Source organism: Sphingobacteriales bacterium, from assembly GCA_016706405.1.
Taxonomy (GTDB): domain Bacteria; phylum Bacteroidota; class Bacteroidia; order Chitinophagales; family UBA2359; genus BJ6.
Genome location: JADJJT010000001.1, coordinates 567,877 through 586,786, shown reverse-complemented (window position 1 = coordinate 586,786; position 18,910 = coordinate 567,877). Strand labels below are relative to the sequence as shown.

Here is an 18,910-nt window from a genome sequence, read left to right as displayed (position 1 = left end):
TATTTTTTATGCTGTCGGCAAACAGTTTGTTGGCGCAACCCGAAGCATTTATTATTACAATCAATACGGAAAACACTAATCCTGGCTCGTCAAATTCCACCTCTTTTACCATACCCACTACCGGAAGCGGCTACGATTACGAAGTTGACTGGGACAACGACGGTATTTACGACGAAACCAATCTATCCGGAAATGCAACCCACGACTACGGCACTCCCGGCATCTACACCCTGCGCATACGAGGCAGTTTCCCGCGTATTTATTTCAATTTTTCCGGAGAGCGTTTAAAACTATTAGACGTTAAACAGTGGGGAAATATTGCCTGGACATCAATGGGAAACGCATTTCATGGTTGCCAAAACCTGAACATCACCGCCACCGACCTGCCCAACCTAACAGGCGTTAGCAGTATGGCAGCCATGTTTAAAAACTGTAGCTTACTCAATAGCCCAACTAATATAAACGAATGGAATACGGAAAATATTACTGATATGAGTTGGATGTTTTCTTATGCTTATGCCTTTAACCAGTCCATTGAAAACTGGAAAACCGAAAACGTTACAACTATGAGCGGTATGTTTTTGGGCGCTCTTATCTTTAACCAGCCCCTTGAAAATTGGAATACCGCCGCCGTCAAAAACATGTCTGTTATGTTTTATAGCACTTTTACCTTTAACCAGCCCCTTGAAAATTGGAATACACAAGCAGTTACAGATATGAGCTATATGTTTTTTGATGCTATTTCCTTTAACCAGCCCCTTGAAAAATGGAATACCGAAAATGTTACAGACATGAGCAGCGTGTTTTTGGGCGCCGATACCTTTAACCAACCTATTGAAAAATGGAATACCGAAAATGTTACCAATATGAGTTATATGTTTTGGAGTGCCGAGAATTTCAACCAACCCCTTGCCAACTGGAACACTTCAAGTGTTACGGATATGAGTTGGATGTTTTACGAAGCGATTGCCTTCAACCAACCCCTTGGTGAGTGGGCTTTAAACCCGGATGTGGATTTGACTTTTATGCTTGATAATAGCGGTATGGACTGCGCAAACTATTCGGCAACTTTATCCGGATGGGCTAATAACCCCGCAACCCCAGTAAACCGGCAATTGGGGGCTTTAGGCTTAAAATATGGCACCAATGCAATAGCCGCAAGAAATATACTAACAATAGACAAAGCATGGACTATTACCGGCGACATAGCTGCCGATGAAGCATGTTTACCAATTCAACCCGAAGCATTTATTATTACAATTAATACAGAAAACATTTCCGATGGCTCGTCAAATGAAACCTCTTTTACCATACCAACTACCGGAAGCGGCTACGATTACGAAGTTGACTGGGACAACGACGGTATTTACGACGAAACCAATTTATTCGGAAATATAAGCCACGACTACGGCACGCCCGGCATCTACACCCTGCGCATACAAGGCGATTTCCCGCGTATTTATTTCAATAATTCCAAAGAGCATTTAAAACTATTAGACGTTAAACAGTGGGGTAGTATTGCCTGGACTTCAATGGAAAATGCCTTTTATGGTTGCCAAAACCTGAACATAACCGCCACCGACCTGCCCAACCTAACAGGCGTTAGCAGTATGGCTGCCATGTTTAGGGGGTGCCAAACACTGAACGGGCCAACTAATATTGACAAATGGAACACGGAAAGTATTACGGATATGAGTGGGATGTTTGCTTATGCTTATGCCTTTAAGCAACCTATTGGTTTCTGGAACACCGAAAATGTTACAGATATGAGCGAGATGTTTAGAGATGCTTTAAATTTTAATAAGCCCCTTGGATACTGGAACACCTCAAACGTTACAGATATGAGCCGCATGTTTTATTCGGCGATTGCCTTTAATCAACCCCTTGAAAACTGGAACACTCAAGCTGTTACAGACATGAGTTGGATGTTTGCCTATACCGACTCCTTTAACCAACCTATTGGTAAATGGAACACCTCAAGTGTTATCGATATGAGCCATATGTTTATCAGCGCCGAGGCATTTAACCAACCTATTGAAAAATGGAACACCGCTAATGTTACAAATATGTATGGTATGTTTTGGGGTGCCGAATCTTTTAATCAACCCATTGGCAACTGGAATACCGGAAACGTTACAAATATGAGCCACATGTTTAGTTACGCTTTAGATTTTGATAAGCCCCTTGAAAACTGGAACACTGAAAATGTTACGGATATGAGTGGGATGTTTTCTAATGCAGAATCTTTTAATCAACCCATTGGCAACTGGAATACCTCAAGTGTCGCATATATGAATGGTATGTTTGATTATGCTCTTGCCTTTAACCAGCCCCTTGGAAAATGGAACACTTCAAATGTTGCCAATATGAGTTATATGTTTGCCGAAGCTATTGCCTTTAACCAACCCCTTGGCAACTGGAACACCAAAAATGTTGAAGCTATGAGTAGTATGTTTTACAAAGCCAAGTCCTTTAACCAGCCCCTTGGCAACTGGAATACAACCAACGTTAAAGGTATGAGCGGTATGTTTTACGAAGCCAAGTCCTTTAACCAACCAATTGAAAAATGGAACACCGAAAATGTTACAGATATGAGCAGCATGTTTTATGGGGCTCTTGCTTTTAACAAACCCCTTGAAAACTGGAACACCGCTAATATTACAAGCATGAGTGAGATGTTTTACTATGCCGAGTCCTTTAACAAACCCCTTGGTACTTGGGTTTTAAACCCGAATGTGGACATGTATGATATGCTTAACAACTGTGGTATGGACTGCGCAAACTATTCGGCAACTTTATCCGGATGGGCTAATAACCCCGCCACCCCAGTAAACCGGCAATTGGGGGCTTTAGGCTTAAAATATGGCACCAATGCAATAGCCGCAAGAAATATACTAACAATAGACAAAGCATGGACTATTACCGGCGACATCGCTGCCGATGAAGCATGTTTGCCAATTCAACCCGAAGCATTTATTATTACAATTAATACAGAAAATATTATTCCTGGCTCGTCAAATGAAACCTCTTTTACCCTACCAACTACCGGAAGCGGCTACGATTACGAAGTTGACTGGGACAACGACGGTATTTACGACGAAACCAATTTATTCGGAAATGCAACCCACGACTACGGCACGCCCGGCATCTACACCCTGCGCATACAAGGCGATTTCCCGCGTATTTATTTCAATAATTCCAAAGAGCATTTAAAACTATTAGACGTTAAACAGTGGGGCGATATTGCTTGGACTTCAATGGAAAATGCTTTTTATGGCTGCAAAAACTTAAATATTACCGCCACCGACCTGCCCAACCTAACAGGCGTTAGCAGTATGGCAGCCATGTTTAAAAACTGTAGCTTACTTAATAGCCCAACTAATATAAACGAATGGAATACGGAAAATATTACTGATATGAGTGGGATGTTTGCCTATACCGACTCCTTTAACCAACCTATTGGTAAATGGAACACCTCAAGTGTTACCGATATGAGCCATATGCTTATCAGCGCCGAGGCATTTAACCAACCTATTGGTAAATGGAACACCTCAAGTGTTACAAATATGTATTGTATGTTTTGGGGTGCCGAATCTTTTAATCAACCCATTGGCAACTGGAATACCGAAAACGTTACAAATATGAGCCAAATGTTTAGTTATGCTTTAGATTTTGATAAGCCCCTTGAAAAATGGAACACCGCTAATGTTACAAATATGTATGGTATGTTTTGGGGTGCCGAATCTTTTAATCAACCCATTGGCAACTGGAATACCGAAAACGTTACAAATATGCATGGGATGTTTGCCTCTGCCGCCTCCTTTAACCAACCAATTGAAATATGGAATACTTCAAGTGTTGCCAATATGGGTGGGATGTTTGTCTATGCCGACTCCTTTAACCAACCCCTTGAAAACTGGAACACCGAAAATGTTGAGGATATGAGTAACATGTTTTTAAATGCCAATTCCTTTAATCAGCCCCTTGGTGAGTGGGCTTTAAACCCGGATGTGGATTTGACTTTTATGCTTAACAACTGTGGTATGGACTGCGCAAACTATTCGGCAACCTTATCCGGATGGGCTAATAACCCCGCAACCCCTTCAAACCGAAAATTGGGGGCATTAAACTTAAAATATAAAACCAGTGCGGAGGTCGCAAGAAATATACTAACAACAGACAAAGCATGGACTATTACCGGCGACATCGCTGCCGATGAAGCATGTTTGCCAATTCAACCCGAAGCATTTATTATTACAATCAATACAGAAAACATTTCCGATGGCTCGTCAAATGCCACCTCTTTTACCCTACCAACTACCGGAAGCGGCTACGATTACGAAGTTGACTGGAACAACGACGGCATATACGACCAAAACAATATATCCGGAAATATAAGCCACGACTACGGCACGCCCGGCATCTACACCCTGCGCATACGAGGCGATTTCCCGCGTATTTATTTCAATAATTCCGGAGACCGCGCAAAATTATTAGATGTAAATCAATGGGGCGATATTGCTTGGACCTCCATGGAAAATGCTTTTTATGGCTGCAAAAACTTAAATATTACCGCCACCGACCTGCCCAACCTAACAGGCGTTAGCAGTATGGCGGGCATGTTTGCTTGGTGCACCTCCCTCAACGGGCCAACTAATATTGACAACTGGAACACACAGACCGCAACAGACATGAGCTACTTGTTTAGCTATGCCTATGCTTTTAACCAACCCATTGGTAACTGGAATACCGAAAACGTTACAACTATGATGGGTATGTTTTTGGGTGCTTTTATCTTTAACCAGCCCCTTGATACATGGAATACTACCGCCGTCAAAAACATGTCTATTATGTTTTATAGTACTTTTACCTTTAACCAGCCCCTTGAAAATTGGAACACACAAGCAGTTACAGACATGAGCTATATGTTTTTTGATGCTAAGTCCTTTAACCAGCCTATTGAAAAATGGAATACCGTAAATGTTACAGACATGAGCAGCATGTTTTTGGGCGCCGATGCCTTTAACCAACCTATTGAAAAATGGAACACCGTGAATGTTACAGATATGAGCAGTATGTTTTTAGATGCCGACTCCTTTAACCAACCACTTGCCAACTGGAACACTCAAGCAGTTACAAATATGAGCAATATGTTTTCTGTTGCCATCTCGTTTAACCAACCCATTGAAAAATGGAACACCGATAAAGTTACCGATATGAGTGGCATGTTTTATGGTGCTATTGCCTTTAATCAGCCCCTTGAAAACTGGAATACTAAAGCCGTTACAGATATGGAGAAGATGTTTGAGTATGCCACTGTATTTAACCAGCCCCTTGAAAACTGGAACACTAAAGCCGTAAAATATATGGGTAGCATGTTTACTAACGCTAAGTCCTTTAATCAGCCTCTTGAAAACTGGAATACTAAAGCCGTTACAGACATGAGCAGTATGTTTAGATACGCTATAACCTTTAACAAATCCCTTGAAAACTGGAACACCGAAAATGTTGCAACTATGAGCGGTATGTTTTTGGGCGCCGATGCTTTTAACCAACCCATTGGCAACTGGAACACCCAAAATGTAACAGATATGAATAGTATGTTTTTAAATGCCGTTACCTTCGACCAACCTATTGGTAACTGGAACACCGAAAATGTTACAGACATGAGCAGTATGTTTGATGGCGCTATTGCCTTTGACCAACCTATTGACAAATGGAACACACAATCTGTTACAAATATGCGCAATATGTTTGCTGCTACTCAAGCCTTTAACCAACCTATTGAAAACTGGAACACCGAAAATATTGCCGATATGAGTGGGATGTTTAACGGTGCCGCCTCCTTTAACCAACCTCTTGGAAACTGGAATACACAAGCTGTTACAAATATGCGCAATATGTTTGCCGCCGCCCAAGCCTTTAACCAACCTGTTAACAAATGGAATACAAAATCGGTAAAAAACATGAGCGGTATGTTTTTAGAGGCCATCTCTTTTAACCAACCCCTTGGTGAGTGGGCTTTAAATCCGGATGTAGATATGATTTCTATGCTTGATTATTGTGGTATGGATTGTGAAACCTATGCTACAACTTTATCCGGATGGGCAAATAACCCCGCAACCCCAGTAAACCGGCAATTGGGGGCTTTAAACTTAACATATAAAACCAGTGCGGAGGTCGCAAGAAATATACTAACAATAGACAAAACATGGACTATTGAGGGCGACTTGGCCGCAGACGACAACTGCTTCCCTTTGGCGGTAACCCAACCTGATGCGATATACCAAATAGCCATAAAACCCAACCCATTTAGCCAAACAACTACAATTGAACTAAGCTCGTACAATACAATTTCCGGAAAGCTGCGCATTACCAATTCCCTTGGCATGGTGGTAAAAGAACAGGTATTGAACTTGTCGCCACAACCCACTACCATTACATGGGGCGGCGATAACCTTGCGGCAGGGGTTTATTTTGTGCGCTTCGATTCGGAGTTTGGAAGCGTTGTGCGCAAAATTGTAAAAATAGAGCAATAGCCAATTGTTCGATAGTCCAAACCCTGCACTCAACAATTTCCCCAATCCGGAAATAAAATATTTCCTTTAAATCCAATAAAAAATTACCCATCATGAAAAATAGTAGAAACAAGTATCCACTTCCTTATATCCTACGGAATTTAACTTTTGTAAGCTTATTTTTTATGCTTTCGGCAAACAGTTTGTTGGCGCAACCCGAAGCGTTTATTATTACAATCAATACAGAAAACATTTCCGATGGTTCGTCAAATGAAACCTCTTTTACCCTACCAACTATCGGGGGCGGTTATAATTACGAAGTTGACTGGGACAACGACGGCATTTACGACGAAACCAATTTATCCGGAAATGCAACCCACAACTACGGCACGCCCGGCATCTACACCCTACGCATACAAGGCAGTTTCCCGCGTATTTATTTCAATAATTCCGGAGACCGTTTTAAATTATTAGATGTAAATCAGTGGGGCGATATTGCTTGGACCTCAATGGAAAATGCTTTTTATGGCTGCGCAAACCTGAATATCACCGCCACCGACCTGCCCAACCTAACAGGCGTTAGCAATATGGCCGGTATGTTTGCCTGGTGCACCTCCCTGAACGGACCAACTAATATAAACGAATGGAACACCGAAAATGTTACCGATATGAGTTATATGTTTTGGGCTGCCGAGAATTTTAACCAACCCCTTGCCAACTGGAATACACAAGCTGTTACCAATATGAGTTGGATGTTTTCTGTTGCCACTTCGTTTAACCAACCCCTTGCCAACTGGAATACACAAGCTGTTACCAATATGAGCGACATGTTTTCTATTGCCACTTCGTTTAACCAACCAATTGAAAAATGGAATACTTCAAGTGTTACTGATATGAATGATATGTTTTTTCATGCCGAGTCCTTTAACAAACCCCTTGAAAAATGGAACACCAAAAATGTGATCAATATGAGTGATATGTTTTACAGGGCCATTGCCTTTAACCAGCCCCTTGAAAAATGGAACACCGAAAATGTTACAAATATGAGTGAAATGTTTGTAGCTGCCTTTGTCTTTAATCAACCCATTGGCAACTGGAATACCGGAAATGTTGCAGATTTTAGTCGTATGTTTATGTTTGCCGAGTCCTTTAACCAGCCCATTGAAAAATGGAACACCGCTAACGTTACTGATATGAGTGGCATGTTTATTGGTGCTATTGCCTTTAACCAGCCCATTGAAAAATGGAACACTGAAAATATTACAGATATGGAAAATATGTTTGCCCGTGCCGAGTCCTTTAATCAACCCCTTGAAAACTGGAATACTTCAAGTGTCGCCAATATGAGTGGGATGTTTTACGAGGCGATTGCCTTCAACCAACCTATTGAAAACTGGAACACCGAAAATGTTACAAATATGTGGGAGATGTTTTTTGAAGCCACAATGTTTAACCAACCACTTGGTACTTGGGCTTTAAACCCAAATGTGGTTATGACCTATATGATAGATTATTGTGGTATGGATTGTGAAACCTATGCTACAACTTTATCCGGATGGGCAAATAACCCCGCAACCCCTTCAAACCGAAAATTGGGGGCATTAAACTTAAAATACAATGCCGGTGCGGAGGTTGCAAGAAATATACTAATAACAGACAAGGCATGGAAGATTACCGGCGACTTGGCCGCAGACGACAACTGCTTCCCCTTGGCGGTAACCCAACCCGAGATGATATACCAAATAGCTATAAAGCCCAACCCATTTAGCCAAACAACTACAATTGAACTAAGCTCGTACAATACAATTTCCGGAAGGCTGCACATTACCAATTCCCTTGGCATGGTGGTGAAAGAACAGGTATTGAACTTGTCGCCACAACCCACTACCATTACATGGGGCGGCGATAACCTTGCGGCAGGGGTGTATTTTCTGCGCTTCGATTCGGAGCTTGGAAGCGTTGTGCAAAAGGTAGTGCGCAGGTAGCACTCGCTTAATTGATTACCAATCTTTTTGACGGCTGTTGTGTTGGTAGTTGCGCTGGGCTTTTTCGCGGTCTATACGCTGCCGGGCTTTTAGCTCTTCGTTGCGGGCGGCTTCTAATGCACGCATGGCATCTTCTTTGGTCATGGCTTGTGTTTTGTGGGGTTGTTGTTGTTGTTGCTCATTTTCTTTGTTTGAGCCGCTATTTTGTTGCTGCTGCTGTTCATTTTGCGGTTGCTTATCCTTATTTTGATTTTGCTGGCTTTGGGTTTGATTCCGTTGCTCGTTTTGTTGCTCTTTATCTTGGTTTTGTTGTTCTTGGTTTTGGTTTTGATTTTGTTGCTGCTGCTGTTGTTGTTTTTGCTGCTGAAGGGCATAACTCAAATTGTATCGCGCTTCGGCATCGTTGGGATTTAGTCGCAGCGCATTTTTATAGGCTGCTATACTTTGTTGTAAGGCGGCGGCGGCTTGTTGCTGGTGTGCGTTGGCATTATTTTGTGTTTGTTGCCCCGGCTGCTGTTGCTGCGAGGCTTTTAGCAGGGCGTTTGCTTGGTTATAATAGCTTTTGGCTTTAATATCGGTGTTTTTTGTTTGCTGCGCTGCTTGGCCAAAACGGGCTGCGGCCTCGTTGTACTGCTCAAGTTGGTACATGGCATTGCCTTGGTTATACAAGGCCGCTTCGGGTGGGTTTTGTGGTTTTTTATCTATTGCGTGTTGATATTTAGATTTTGCGTCTTCGTAATTGCCTTTGTTGTAACTACTGTTTCCGCTCCGAATATCGGCATTCTGGGCTTGCAGTTCATATTTATCCGGAAAGAAAAAAAATCCGGAAAGAAAAATAAATATTGCCGTTGTCTTAAAAAATAAGGGTTTAAGTTTTTTTTTGAACAAAAATCTCATTTTATTATAAAATATTATACTATTATTTATTTTGATTTTTTTTCGATGATAAAAAACAGCGCTGTTATTAGCATAAAAACGAAAATCCGGAGGATGTATTGCAAATATCCGGATGAATTAGCAAGCCAAACTGGCAATATTTTTTCGCTAAACCAATAAACACAAAAAGCAACGGCGGCATATCCCATCATCCGTAAAATTTTATATGGTACGGGGTAAACGCGCTTCCCCCAAATATACGCCATTAGCATCATGGTTGCGTAGCCTAAAAATGTTGCCCAAGCTGCGCCCTCGTAACTTATTATTGGTATTAGCCATAAATTTATTAACAAGGTAACAACCGAGCCAATAGTTGTAATAATGGCCCCCGCATTGGTTTTGTCGGTCAATTTATACCATACCGAAAAATTATAATAAATACCCAAACATATATTGGCTGCAATTAATAGCGGTACTACTTTTAATCCCTCGCGAAACTGCGGCCCTACAAAATATTGTAAAACCGGCAAACAAAACGTAACGGCCAAAAACAATAAAGCGCCTCCGGCGGTAAACAAATGCGTAACTTTTGCATAAAAAACTGGCGAATTTTTATTGTTGGCTTGCGAAAAAAACAAGGGGTCGGCAGCCATTCGAAATGCCTGTGTTACCAAAGCCATAAGGGTTGCCAATTTGTAATTAGCGGCGTAAATACCCACTTGCTCCTCGGCAAAGGGCATGGGCAGTAACCATCGCAGCAATAACCTGTCGAGCACCATATTAGATACCCCCGCCAAGCCTACAATTATTAAAGGCAGCGCATACTTTAACATTGTTTGCCATAATTGCCTGTTAAAACTTGCCGCAAACATTGCTTTAATTTGAGGTAACAAAAAAAGCAAGGTAAAAACACTTGCTGCCAAATTGCTTAAAAAAATATATTTAATATGTGGCTGCCAGTTTGCATATTTGGGCAAAACAACTAAAAATAAGATGTTTAATAATATATTTACAGCAATACCCACCACGCGCACTAAAGCAAAATAGCGCGGTCGGTTTTGAAAACGAAGCAAGGCAAACGGCAACGATGTAATTGTGTCGGCGGCTAAAATTAAAAGTATCCATGTTACAAACTGGGGATACTGCGCTATGCCCAAGCCTGCGGCTATTGGTTTTGTTATTAAAAGAAGTAGTGCGGTTGTTATGGCTGTGGTTAGCAAAAGTCCGCGCCCAAGTGTGGCGTATATTTGCTTAGGATTTGTATTTATATTTTGGGCTTGGTTTGGCAGAGTCAGCGACTCGGCATTGTTGTTTTTATTGGCAAATCTAAAAAAAGCTGTTTCAGTGCCGTAGGTTAGCAAAACTGCCATTAGCGCGCTAAAAGTATAAACAATACTTACCTGTCCATACTCGGCAGTGTTAAAAATATAGGTATATAATGGAACTAATAAATAGTTAAGCAAACGCCCCACTATAGCGGGTAGCCCATAAATTGCAGTTTGGCCAACTAATTTTTTTATTAAACTATTATGATTCATCTTGTTGTAGCAATATTGTTCTATTTGAGCTATGCGTTTCAAACAATGAATACTAAAATATCCGGAAAACTGTATTGCTGTTCTATTCTCTGTCCAAACGCTCAGTTATCCACTCTTTTTTTTTAAATCACCATCTATTTTTGTGAATAAACCTATACCCACTCACAATAATCGCCACTTATCCACATTTTAATTTACACACCCCATTTCAATAAGACTATGTGTTTATTTTTTTAAGTTATACACGTTACAAAAAAGGCAATTTTATTATCGTCTCAAAATCAATATTTTAGAAAACTCTACTTATCCACAACTAAGCGGCGTGGCGCGTGCATAAACACTTGTTTTTCCTCATTGCGCTCTCCTCGTTATTTTCTTGACCATGTATTTGTGTAAAACAGGCTGTTTATCCGGTCATTCACTATAATTTATCAACGAGTTTAAATTGGTTATTATAAACTGCCTGCGCCGGTATTTATCCGGTGGATAACTTGCACGCTAATTGTTAATAAAACCACAAAGTGCTTAAAATCAATTAGTTAGCTCTTTTTTTCACAGTGGATAAGTTGTTTTCCGGTGGTAATATCCGGAAAAACAAGTTTTTTGTGTTTTTATTTTCCACCTTATCCACACTATAATAATGAACTAAAAGATTTTTTTAAAAAAATTTTATTCTAATTAACTTATTAGTGGAAAGTGAATAATAGTTTGCATGGTTCGTTGTTTTTTTATTTGCGCGAAAACAAGAAAGTGTATTAACAATTTATTTTGTCCACGCGATTTTTATGTCGGCCTCCTTCAAATTCGGTGTTTAAAAATATATCGGCCATGGCATAAATATCGGTTATAGTTACATACCTTGCCGGAAAACATAAGATATTGGCGTTGTTGTGTTGGCGTGCCAAAGCTGCCAACTCGGGTAGCCAGGCAATTGCAGCGCGTATATTGGTGTGTTTATTAGCAGCTATTGCCACCCCGTTGGCGCTTCCGCAAAGTAAAAAGCCCATTTGGGCATCGCCGTTGTTAATTTGATTGGCTACTGCGTGGGCAAAATCCGGATAATCAGCACTTTCGAGGCTATGTGTTCCAACATCGGTAATTTGGTAACCATGCAATTTTAAATGCTGTATTAAGGCTGTTTTGGCGGTGTATCCAGCGTGGTCGCTTCCAATAGCTATTGATATAGTTTGCATAAAAAAATATTTTACTATATTATTGTATGTTTAATTTATTTGCTGCTTAGAAAATCCATGCGAATAACAGGTAAAGCAAGTATATTACACCTAAAACCAATACGGCAATACCTGCAATGATGGCATAGCGCGTCCAACTCGGAAAACGGCTAACCATTAAAAGCTGTTGTAATTGTTTTAGTTGTGGGTTAGTAGGGTCAAGCGATTTTATATACTCATAATATTGCTCGGCGGTTTCGGTGTCTTTTTCGCTCATAGCAAACTGGCACAGAAAACCATAAAACACAACGGCCTCTTGCACATGGAAGTCGCGCCGTTTTGGGTAAAGTTCTTGCAAATCAAATTTGCCGTTAAAAATTTCGACCACTTTATTTCTTTGCTTGTTTTGTAAACACGCCTGGCCGTATGCAACTTTTGCAAACAAGTAGTTCGGGTTTTTTTCGTAGCCTTCTTTGGTCATTTCTAAAAACTCCTTTTTGCTCTTTTTAGCATGTTGGTACGCCACCGTTAAAATATTATATAACAATGCTGTTTGCTTTGGGTGTTTTTCTATAAGCGCTCTGATTTCGGTAATAGCCTCGTTTGGGTTTGTTTCAACTTTGCGCGCTAAGGTTTGCACATCAACACCACGCGGCGGTATATAATCCATGTCTGTAGTTTGCATTTGGCCGCGTGTAATCTTTATGTGTTTAAAATTGGGGTTTATTGCCATAATTTAATACAATAATACTTTTTTTAGTAAGATAAATAATTTTAGCGCAAAGATAGCCCTTTGAATTTAGTTTTTATGATGCTATTATTTCCGGAACTTGTATTTTTGCCGAATATTTGATTGAAAGCGATTTTATGAAAGACTTTATCATTTTTTATTATAATTTTATTTTTTGTTTTGCATTTTTTTTAGTATTAATATCCGGATGTAATTCGGGTACAGACTCTGAGAACAAAAATGCCAAAGCAATTGCCGCAGCCGCCCGTGCCGATTCAATAGGGCGGGTAAAAATTAAACAAGCGCTTGAGCAGGTTATTACGCCACAGCAATTTGTATGGACTGGATTTTCAAACAAAGCTGCCGATTCGATTAAAGCGGCGGTTGCCCAATTTTATACAAAACGCGATTTTCAATGGGCGTGGATTGGTAAAGACGAAATAAACCAACAAGGAAGTGCTTTGCTTAAAACTATTGCCAATGCTGCTGCCGAGGGCTTAAACCCTAATCGTTACGGTTTGCAGCAAATTGATAGTTTGCGTAAAACAGCCACCGATACCGCTAAACTTTCGCAATTAGATGCCGCACTAACCCTTAGTTATATGGCTTACGCTTCTGACCAATTAACAGGGCAATTTAAGCCCAAGGGACTTTGGGATATTTCGCCGCGCAAACAAAACTTAGCCGACAACCTTACAGCCGCCTTAACAACATCCGGAAATAATTTTGAAACTGCATTGGCTAATTTATCGCCACAGCATCCGCAATATCCACTGCTAAAAAAACAATTAGCGCTTTATTTACAAGCACCTTCAGCCGATACAACAGAAAATAGCATAAATGCCATCAAACTTTCAATGGAACGTTTGCGCTGGCTACCCGAAAGTTTGGGCGAAAGACATGTTTGGGTTAATATTCCCGAGTTTTTAATTCGTGTTGTTGATAAAGGCGATACCGTTTCAACAATCAGGGCTTGTGTGGGCGAGCCTAAACATGCTACTCCCATATTGGTCAACAAACCCATGACAAATGCAATTTTTAGCCCCGTGTGGAATATACCTACCAATATTGCCAAAGAAGAAATGGAGTTTATTTTAATGAATCCTGCTGTAATTGTTGTGGCCGACGTAGATGTATGGTTAGATGGCCAAAAGGTAAACCCCCTCGATATTAATTGGCATGATGTCGATATGCGCCGCGTGCGTATGCGCCAGCGCCCCAAAGAAACCAATAGTATGGGGCAGGCTAAATTTCCTTTTACCAACGGCTATAATATTTATTTGCACGACACCCCTAATAAAACCGATTTTTTGGCCGATTACCGCGCTGTTAGTCATGGTTGCGTACGTGTACAACAGCCTGTTGAGTTTGCCCAAAAAGTTTTACAAGGCAGCACATGGGATGAATCGGCTATTAAAGGCGCCATGTATAAAGGCCGCGAAACTTACGCAAAATTACCCGAGCCTGTTAAAGTGCATGTGTTTTACCTTACAACTTGGGTAAATGAAAACGGTAAGCTGCAATTTGGCCGCGATGTTTATGGTTACGATAAGCGACAAATTACACAACTAATAAACTTATAGTTGAAACTCCTCTAAATTTAACTCTTTGTCCGGATGCTTTAATTTTGTTCCACGTGGAACAAAATAATTTATGCAAGGCGGCTTTTCGGTACTGTTCCACGTGGAACAATTGAATGTTTTTAAAATTAGCATAACCGCTATAAAATGCCAATTTTGCTAAACCTATAAATTGTGGTAATTTTGCGCCATGTTTAAAAAATACGATATTATTGTAGTTGGTGCTGGCCATGCCGGTTGCGAGGCAGCCGCCGCCGCGGCAAATATGGGGTCAAGTGTGTTGTTAATTACCATGAATATGCAAACCATTGGCCAAATGAGCTGCAATCCGGCAATGGGTGGCGTAGCAAAAGGGCAAATTGTGCGCGAAATAGATGCACTTGGTGGCTACTCGGGTATAATTACCGATAAATCAATGATTCAATTCCGGATGTTAAACCGCTCAAAAGGGCCAGCCATGTGGAGCCCGCGCGCCCAAAACGACCGGATGTTGTTTTCCTCCGAATGGCGCTATAAACTTGAACAAACGCCTAATATTGATTTTTGGCAAGACATGGTGCGCGCCTTAGTAGTAAACAACAAACAAGTGCAAGGGGTAATTACCGGAATGGGGCAAACAATATACGCAAAGGCCGTTGTACTAACTAACGGAACATTTTTAAATGGCATTATCCACGTTGGGCAAAAACAGTTTGGCGGTGGCCGTATGGCCGAAAAAGCCGCTACCGGAATTACCGAACAATTAGTAAGTTTAGGTTTTGAAACTGGCCGTATGAAAACAGGAACGCCACCACGTGTTGATGGCCGTAGCCTAAATTATAACCTGATGGAAATTCAGCCCGGAGATGAAAATCCCGAAAAATTTTCGTTTAGCGACGAAACACAAATTTTGCCGTTACACCAGCAACGCCCATGCCATATAACCTACACCAATGCCCAAGTACACGAAATTTTGCGCACCGGTTTTGACGAGTCGCCAATGTTTACAGGGCGCATTAAAGGCTTAGGCCCGCGCTATTGCCCAAGTATTGAAGATAAAATTGAACGCTTTGCCGAACGCGACAGACATCAAATTTTTGTAGAGCCAGAGGGATGGAACACTATCGAAATTTATGTAAACGGATTTTCAACCTCTTTGCCTGAAGAAGTGCAATACAAAGCAATTACAAAAATACCCGGATTTGAGAACGCTAAACTGTTTAGACCCGGATATGCCATTGAATACGACTATTTCCCACCCGTACAACTTTATCACACCCTCGAAACAAAATTAGTTGATAACCTTTATTTTGCAGGCCAAATTAACGGCACCACCGGCTACGAAGAAGCCGCCTGCCAAGGCTTAATGGCCGGAATAAACGCACACCTTAAAATTAAGGAGCAAAACGCCTTGATTTTAACCCGAGACCAAGCGTATATAGGCGTGCTAATTGACGACCTTATTAATAAAGGCACCGAAGAACCCTACCGCATGTTTACCTCGCGCGCCGAATATCGCTTGCTGTTGCGCCAAGATAACGCCGACCTTAGACTTACCCCAATTGGCTACCAAATTGGCCTTGCAAGTCAACAACGTATAAACGCCGTTCAAAACCGCGTTAACCAAAGTGCCGCCCTTGTAAACTACCTAACCGAAAACTCGATTGCCCCCGATGCCATTAATACCATTATTGAACAAAAAGGCGGCTCGCCACTGCGGCAAAAATCAAAACTACTGCAAATATTACTTCGCCCCGAAATAACCTTAAGCGATTTACTTAAAATACCACAAATTGCCACCGATTTACAAGATATTGACCCCAAAACCGCCGAAACAACCGAAACAAACCTAAAATACGAATCGTATATTGCCAAAGAACGCGAATTGGCCAACAAAATGCAACGTTTAGAAAATATTCGCCTAAACCCTAATTTTGACTATTTTAAAATCTCGGCTTTATCAAACGAGGCAAAAGATAAACTAAGCAAAATTAAACCCCTGTCTTTAGGGCAGGCAAGTCGTATTAGCGGGGTGTCGCCCGCCGATATTTCGGTTTTATTAGTACAACTTGGGCGGTAAACAGTTTGTTTAAATATATTTTATTCTCACTATGTTTTCTTGACCATCTTGTTTAAGTTGTTATAATTTAACCACAAGTATTTAATTCCGGTAATATTATTTTTATCCGGATTTATAGCATCGTTTATAAAGTTCTAAAAGAAACGCAAACCCTGTGCTATTTAACCACAGCTCCTACAATTTCCTGGTACGGTGAAACCTGTTGCCAAACGTGGCCTAATGGGTCAACAGCATAAACAACATGAGGTAGTTTTACCATATAGCTAAATTCGGTTTCGCGGCCAATAGGCGGGCGTTTTTTAATGCCTATTTTGCCATAATTTCCATCTGAAAGCAAGCCCACAATATCGTTATTAAGCATTATATAATAATGGGTTTTGCCATCGTGCATTAAAATATGAGCAGTATAATTGGTGGGGGCAGTAGCTTGAATGGGCGTTTCAACATAGTTGGGGTCAATGGTTGGCGGGTAATTTGGTGTTGTTGCAGGTTGCTGTGCCAACAAAGTTAGGCAAGCTAAATAATTTGCCAAAAACAAAACTAATAGTTTTTTCATAATAATTTTTATTTTATATTAATTTTTTTACTATTTACATTGTCCCATATTAATAATACTTAGACGTAAAATTAAAAACAAGTGTCATTACTTGTTTGTGTTTAGTTGTTTTTTATTATGTTTAATTTGTTACCGTTGTATATAGCATATATTGAAGGGCGTAGTTGCCCAATTGTAAGGCGGTGTCGGGGTTGGCAGTGCGCACTAATAATAGGTAGTTTTTATCGAATTGTGATTGGGCTAAACTTGCATCATTCGGGCTTAAAAATGAGGTGTGAGCACAATCCGGAAGAAAAAAACTGAATAAATTTGGTTGATTTTGAATGGCTTCTTTAATTTGAACACTGCATATTTTTAACGACTCTGTTCTTTTGTTATATTGAATAAAATAAACTTGCAAACCCGATGGCAATAAATTGTGGTTGGGCGTAGGTATTTCGAGGTTAAACAGGGTTTGTTTTTCTTGGGCTTGCCATCCTTTAATTTCGTGCAGGGCGGCGCCGCCAATGGCATATAATAAAGGGTTTTCATTTTTGTTTGTGGTTGTTGTGCTTTGAGCTAATAAAACAGGAGACGCAGTAGTAATATTGGGCATATAGAGCACATATTTATTGCCATCTTTAAAGGTTAAGGCGGGTTCTGTTTGGCGAACAACCTCGTAATTAGGTCGCAACTGCAATAAAGTTAAGGCACACCAATATTGCCCTACTGCCGTGTTAATACCGCCATAGGGCTGTAATACGGAATCTAAGGCGGTAAACTCCCATCCGGCCATACTTTGCGAGGGGTCAGGTAGCGAACTTTTAGCTAATTTTTCCCAAAAAAGCCGTATGATATCGCTTCCATAATGCTCAGTTAAAAACTGCCAAAAAAATACCGTAGCATAGCTCGCTTGCTCATATAAGTACGAGTCGTTTTGGCCAGCCCAAATATTTTGATTGGGTTGTTGCCAATGTGCGTCATTAGCCATAAAACAAGCTAAATGGCTATAATTAACTATAGGATTAGTAATTAATGTTTGCGCCCAAGTAGCCGTACCCTCTCTGACGGCAATACTGTTGCTGGTAGTAATGGCATCGCCGGTTTGCCCGGCCAATGCCGAGCCATAATAGGCATTTTGTATGGCATGAAAAAACTCGTGCTGAACAACTGCGCGAAGCCCCTGACTTTGGTAATCGTTTATATAGGGTAAATTGGGCTGTATTAGTATATAACAAATAGCCGTGCTACGCCCTTGGTTTAAACTTGGGTCGGCTAAGGTTTGGCCTTGGGCTTGGTTAGGTATGTTTTGTAAATAAATATCAAACAAGTTTTGTCCGCCGCTGGTGGTATCGTCGGGTATTGGGGCTTTAAAACGCATTTGGGTTATTAGTTGCTGCCAGGCTAATTCGGCGTAAAAAGCTACGCTGTCGGCATAATTTAACGAGGCAACAGCATGTAAACCGGTTAAAGTATAATGAATTTTAAAGTGCTGGGTTTCAACAGATAAAGGCAAAGGCGCAGTATTGCGGCGACCCGATATTGTTTCCGGATAAAAATTAGTAGTACCAATTGCAGCATATTCTCCGGATAAAAAAATATAATCAAGGCATTGGCTTTTTAAATCCGGATGATTTTTTAAATATTCCGGATTTAAGAAAAACGTTTTTAAATAAATTGTTAATAAAAAAAATATAAACACAATAAAATTACAAAATAATCTTGAACTCAATTTTTTTTAGCTCGATTTTTTTCACACTACGCATTAAAATAATATTAAAACTATTGTTGCGGGAATAGACAAATTTACATTAAAATTTAATTTTAGCTTGTGTTTTGCAAGTTGATGGAGGCAAAAAACGCTCTTACCTAAGTAAATAAGTAAAATTTTGTCGTTTAGAAGGCAGAAAAAACGAA

Annotated in this window: 10 protein-coding genes; 4 read left to right on the top strand and 6 right to left on the bottom strand. The window is 40.5% G+C overall.

Annotated elements, in window-relative coordinates:
- Positions 1-8: 8 nt before the first annotated feature.
- Together IPI59_02335 and IPI59_02330 are read left to right on the top strand one after the other, a co-directional pair.
- Complete coding sequence (locus IPI59_02335) at positions 9-6,539, top strand: BspA family leucine-rich repeat surface protein (protein MBK7526402.1); 6,531 nt, start codon at positions 9-11, stop codon at positions 6,537-6,539.
- A 92-nt stretch (positions 6,540-6,631) separates the two neighbouring features.
- Positions 6,632-8,503 (top strand): BspA family leucine-rich repeat surface protein, encoded by a 1,872-nt coding sequence (locus IPI59_02330; GenBank protein MBK7526401.1) that lies wholly within the window; start codon positions 6,632-6,634, stop codon positions 8,501-8,503.
- Positions 8,504-8,518: 15 nt separating this feature from the next.
- Here the strand turns inward: IPI59_02330 and IPI59_02325 are convergent, their stop codons facing one another.
- From IPI59_02325 to IPI59_02310, 4 genes are all read right to left on the bottom strand, one after another.
- Positions 8,519-9,400: a tetratricopeptide repeat protein gene (locus IPI59_02325; GenBank protein MBK7526400.1), complete on the bottom strand. Its 882-nt coding sequence runs from the start codon at positions 9,398-9,400 to the stop codon at positions 8,519-8,521.
- Positions 9,401-9,426: 26 nt separating this feature from the next.
- Complete coding sequence (locus IPI59_02320) at positions 9,427-10,917, bottom strand: polysaccharide biosynthesis protein (protein MBK7526399.1); 1,491 nt, start codon at positions 10,915-10,917, stop codon at positions 9,427-9,429.
- A gap of 755 nt (positions 10,918-11,672) precedes the next feature.
- Positions 11,673-12,110, bottom strand: a complete 438-nt coding sequence (rpiB, locus tag IPI59_02315; protein ID MBK7526398.1) for a ribose 5-phosphate isomerase B — start codon at positions 12,108-12,110, stop codon at positions 11,673-11,675.
- Between the two features lie 46 nt (positions 12,111-12,156).
- Complete coding sequence (locus IPI59_02310) at positions 12,157-12,822, bottom strand: hypothetical protein (GenBank protein ID MBK7526397.1); 666 nt, start codon at positions 12,820-12,822, stop codon at positions 12,157-12,159.
- Between the two features lie 134 nt (positions 12,823-12,956).
- On the opposite strand from IPI59_02310, the gene IPI59_02305 reads away from it, so the two are divergent.
- Positions 12,957-14,402 carry a L,D-transpeptidase family protein gene (locus tag IPI59_02305; protein MBK7526396.1) on the top strand — a complete coding sequence of 482 codons (1,446 nt, stop codon included), beginning with the start codon at positions 12,957-12,959 and terminating at the stop codon, positions 14,400-14,402.
- A gap of 187 nt (positions 14,403-14,589) precedes the next feature.
- Positions 14,590-16,458 carry a tRNA uridine-5-carboxymethylaminomethyl(34) synthesis enzyme MnmG gene (gene mnmG / locus IPI59_02300; GenBank protein MBK7526395.1) on the top strand — a complete coding sequence of 623 codons (1,869 nt, stop codon included), beginning with the start codon at positions 14,590-14,592 and terminating at the stop codon, positions 16,456-16,458.
- A 157-nt stretch (positions 16,459-16,615) separates the two neighbouring features.
- Here the strand turns inward: mnmG and IPI59_02295 are convergent, their stop codons facing one another.
- Positions 16,616-17,014 carry a hypothetical protein gene (locus tag IPI59_02295; protein MBK7526394.1) on the bottom strand — a complete coding sequence of 133 codons (399 nt, stop codon included), beginning with the start codon at positions 17,012-17,014 and terminating at the stop codon, positions 16,616-16,618.
- Positions 17,015-17,135: 121 nt separating this feature from the next.
- A complete protein-coding gene (locus IPI59_02290; protein ID MBK7526393.1) occupies positions 17,136-18,695 on the bottom strand; it encodes a hypothetical protein in 1,560 nt (519 codons plus the stop codon).
- Between the last annotated feature and the right edge of the window lie 215 nt (positions 18,696-18,910).

What these genes read in the sequence shown, in the direction of transcription:
- IPI59_02335 (MBK7526402.1), top strand. Translation starts at nt 9, where the DNA reads ATGCTGTCGGCAAACAGTTTGTTGGCGCAACCCGAAGCATTTATTATT.
- IPI59_02330 (MBK7526401.1), top strand. Translation starts at nt 6,632, where the DNA reads ATGAAAAATAGTAGAAACAAGTATCCACTTCCTTATATCCTACGGAAT.
- IPI59_02325 (MBK7526400.1), bottom strand. Translation starts at nt 9,400, where the DNA reads ATGAGATTTTTGTTCAAAAAAAAACTTAAACCCTTATTTTTTAAGACA.
- IPI59_02320 (MBK7526399.1), bottom strand. Translation starts at nt 10,917, where the DNA reads ATGAATCATAATAGTTTAATAAAAAAATTAGTTGGCCAAACTGCAATT.
- rpiB (MBK7526398.1), bottom strand. Translation starts at nt 12,110, where the DNA reads ATGCAAACTATATCAATAGCTATTGGAAGCGACCACGCTGGATACACC.
- IPI59_02310 (MBK7526397.1), bottom strand. Translation starts at nt 12,822, where the DNA reads ATGGCAATAAACCCCAATTTTAAACACATAAAGATTACACGCGGCCAA.
- IPI59_02305 (MBK7526396.1), top strand. Translation starts at nt 12,957, where the DNA reads ATGAAAGACTTTATCATTTTTTATTATAATTTTATTTTTTGTTTTGCA.
- mnmG (MBK7526395.1), top strand. Translation starts at nt 14,590, where the DNA reads ATGTTTAAAAAATACGATATTATTGTAGTTGGTGCTGGCCATGCCGGT.
- IPI59_02295 (MBK7526394.1), bottom strand. Translation starts at nt 17,014, where the DNA reads ATGAAAAAACTATTAGTTTTGTTTTTGGCAAATTATTTAGCTTGCCTA.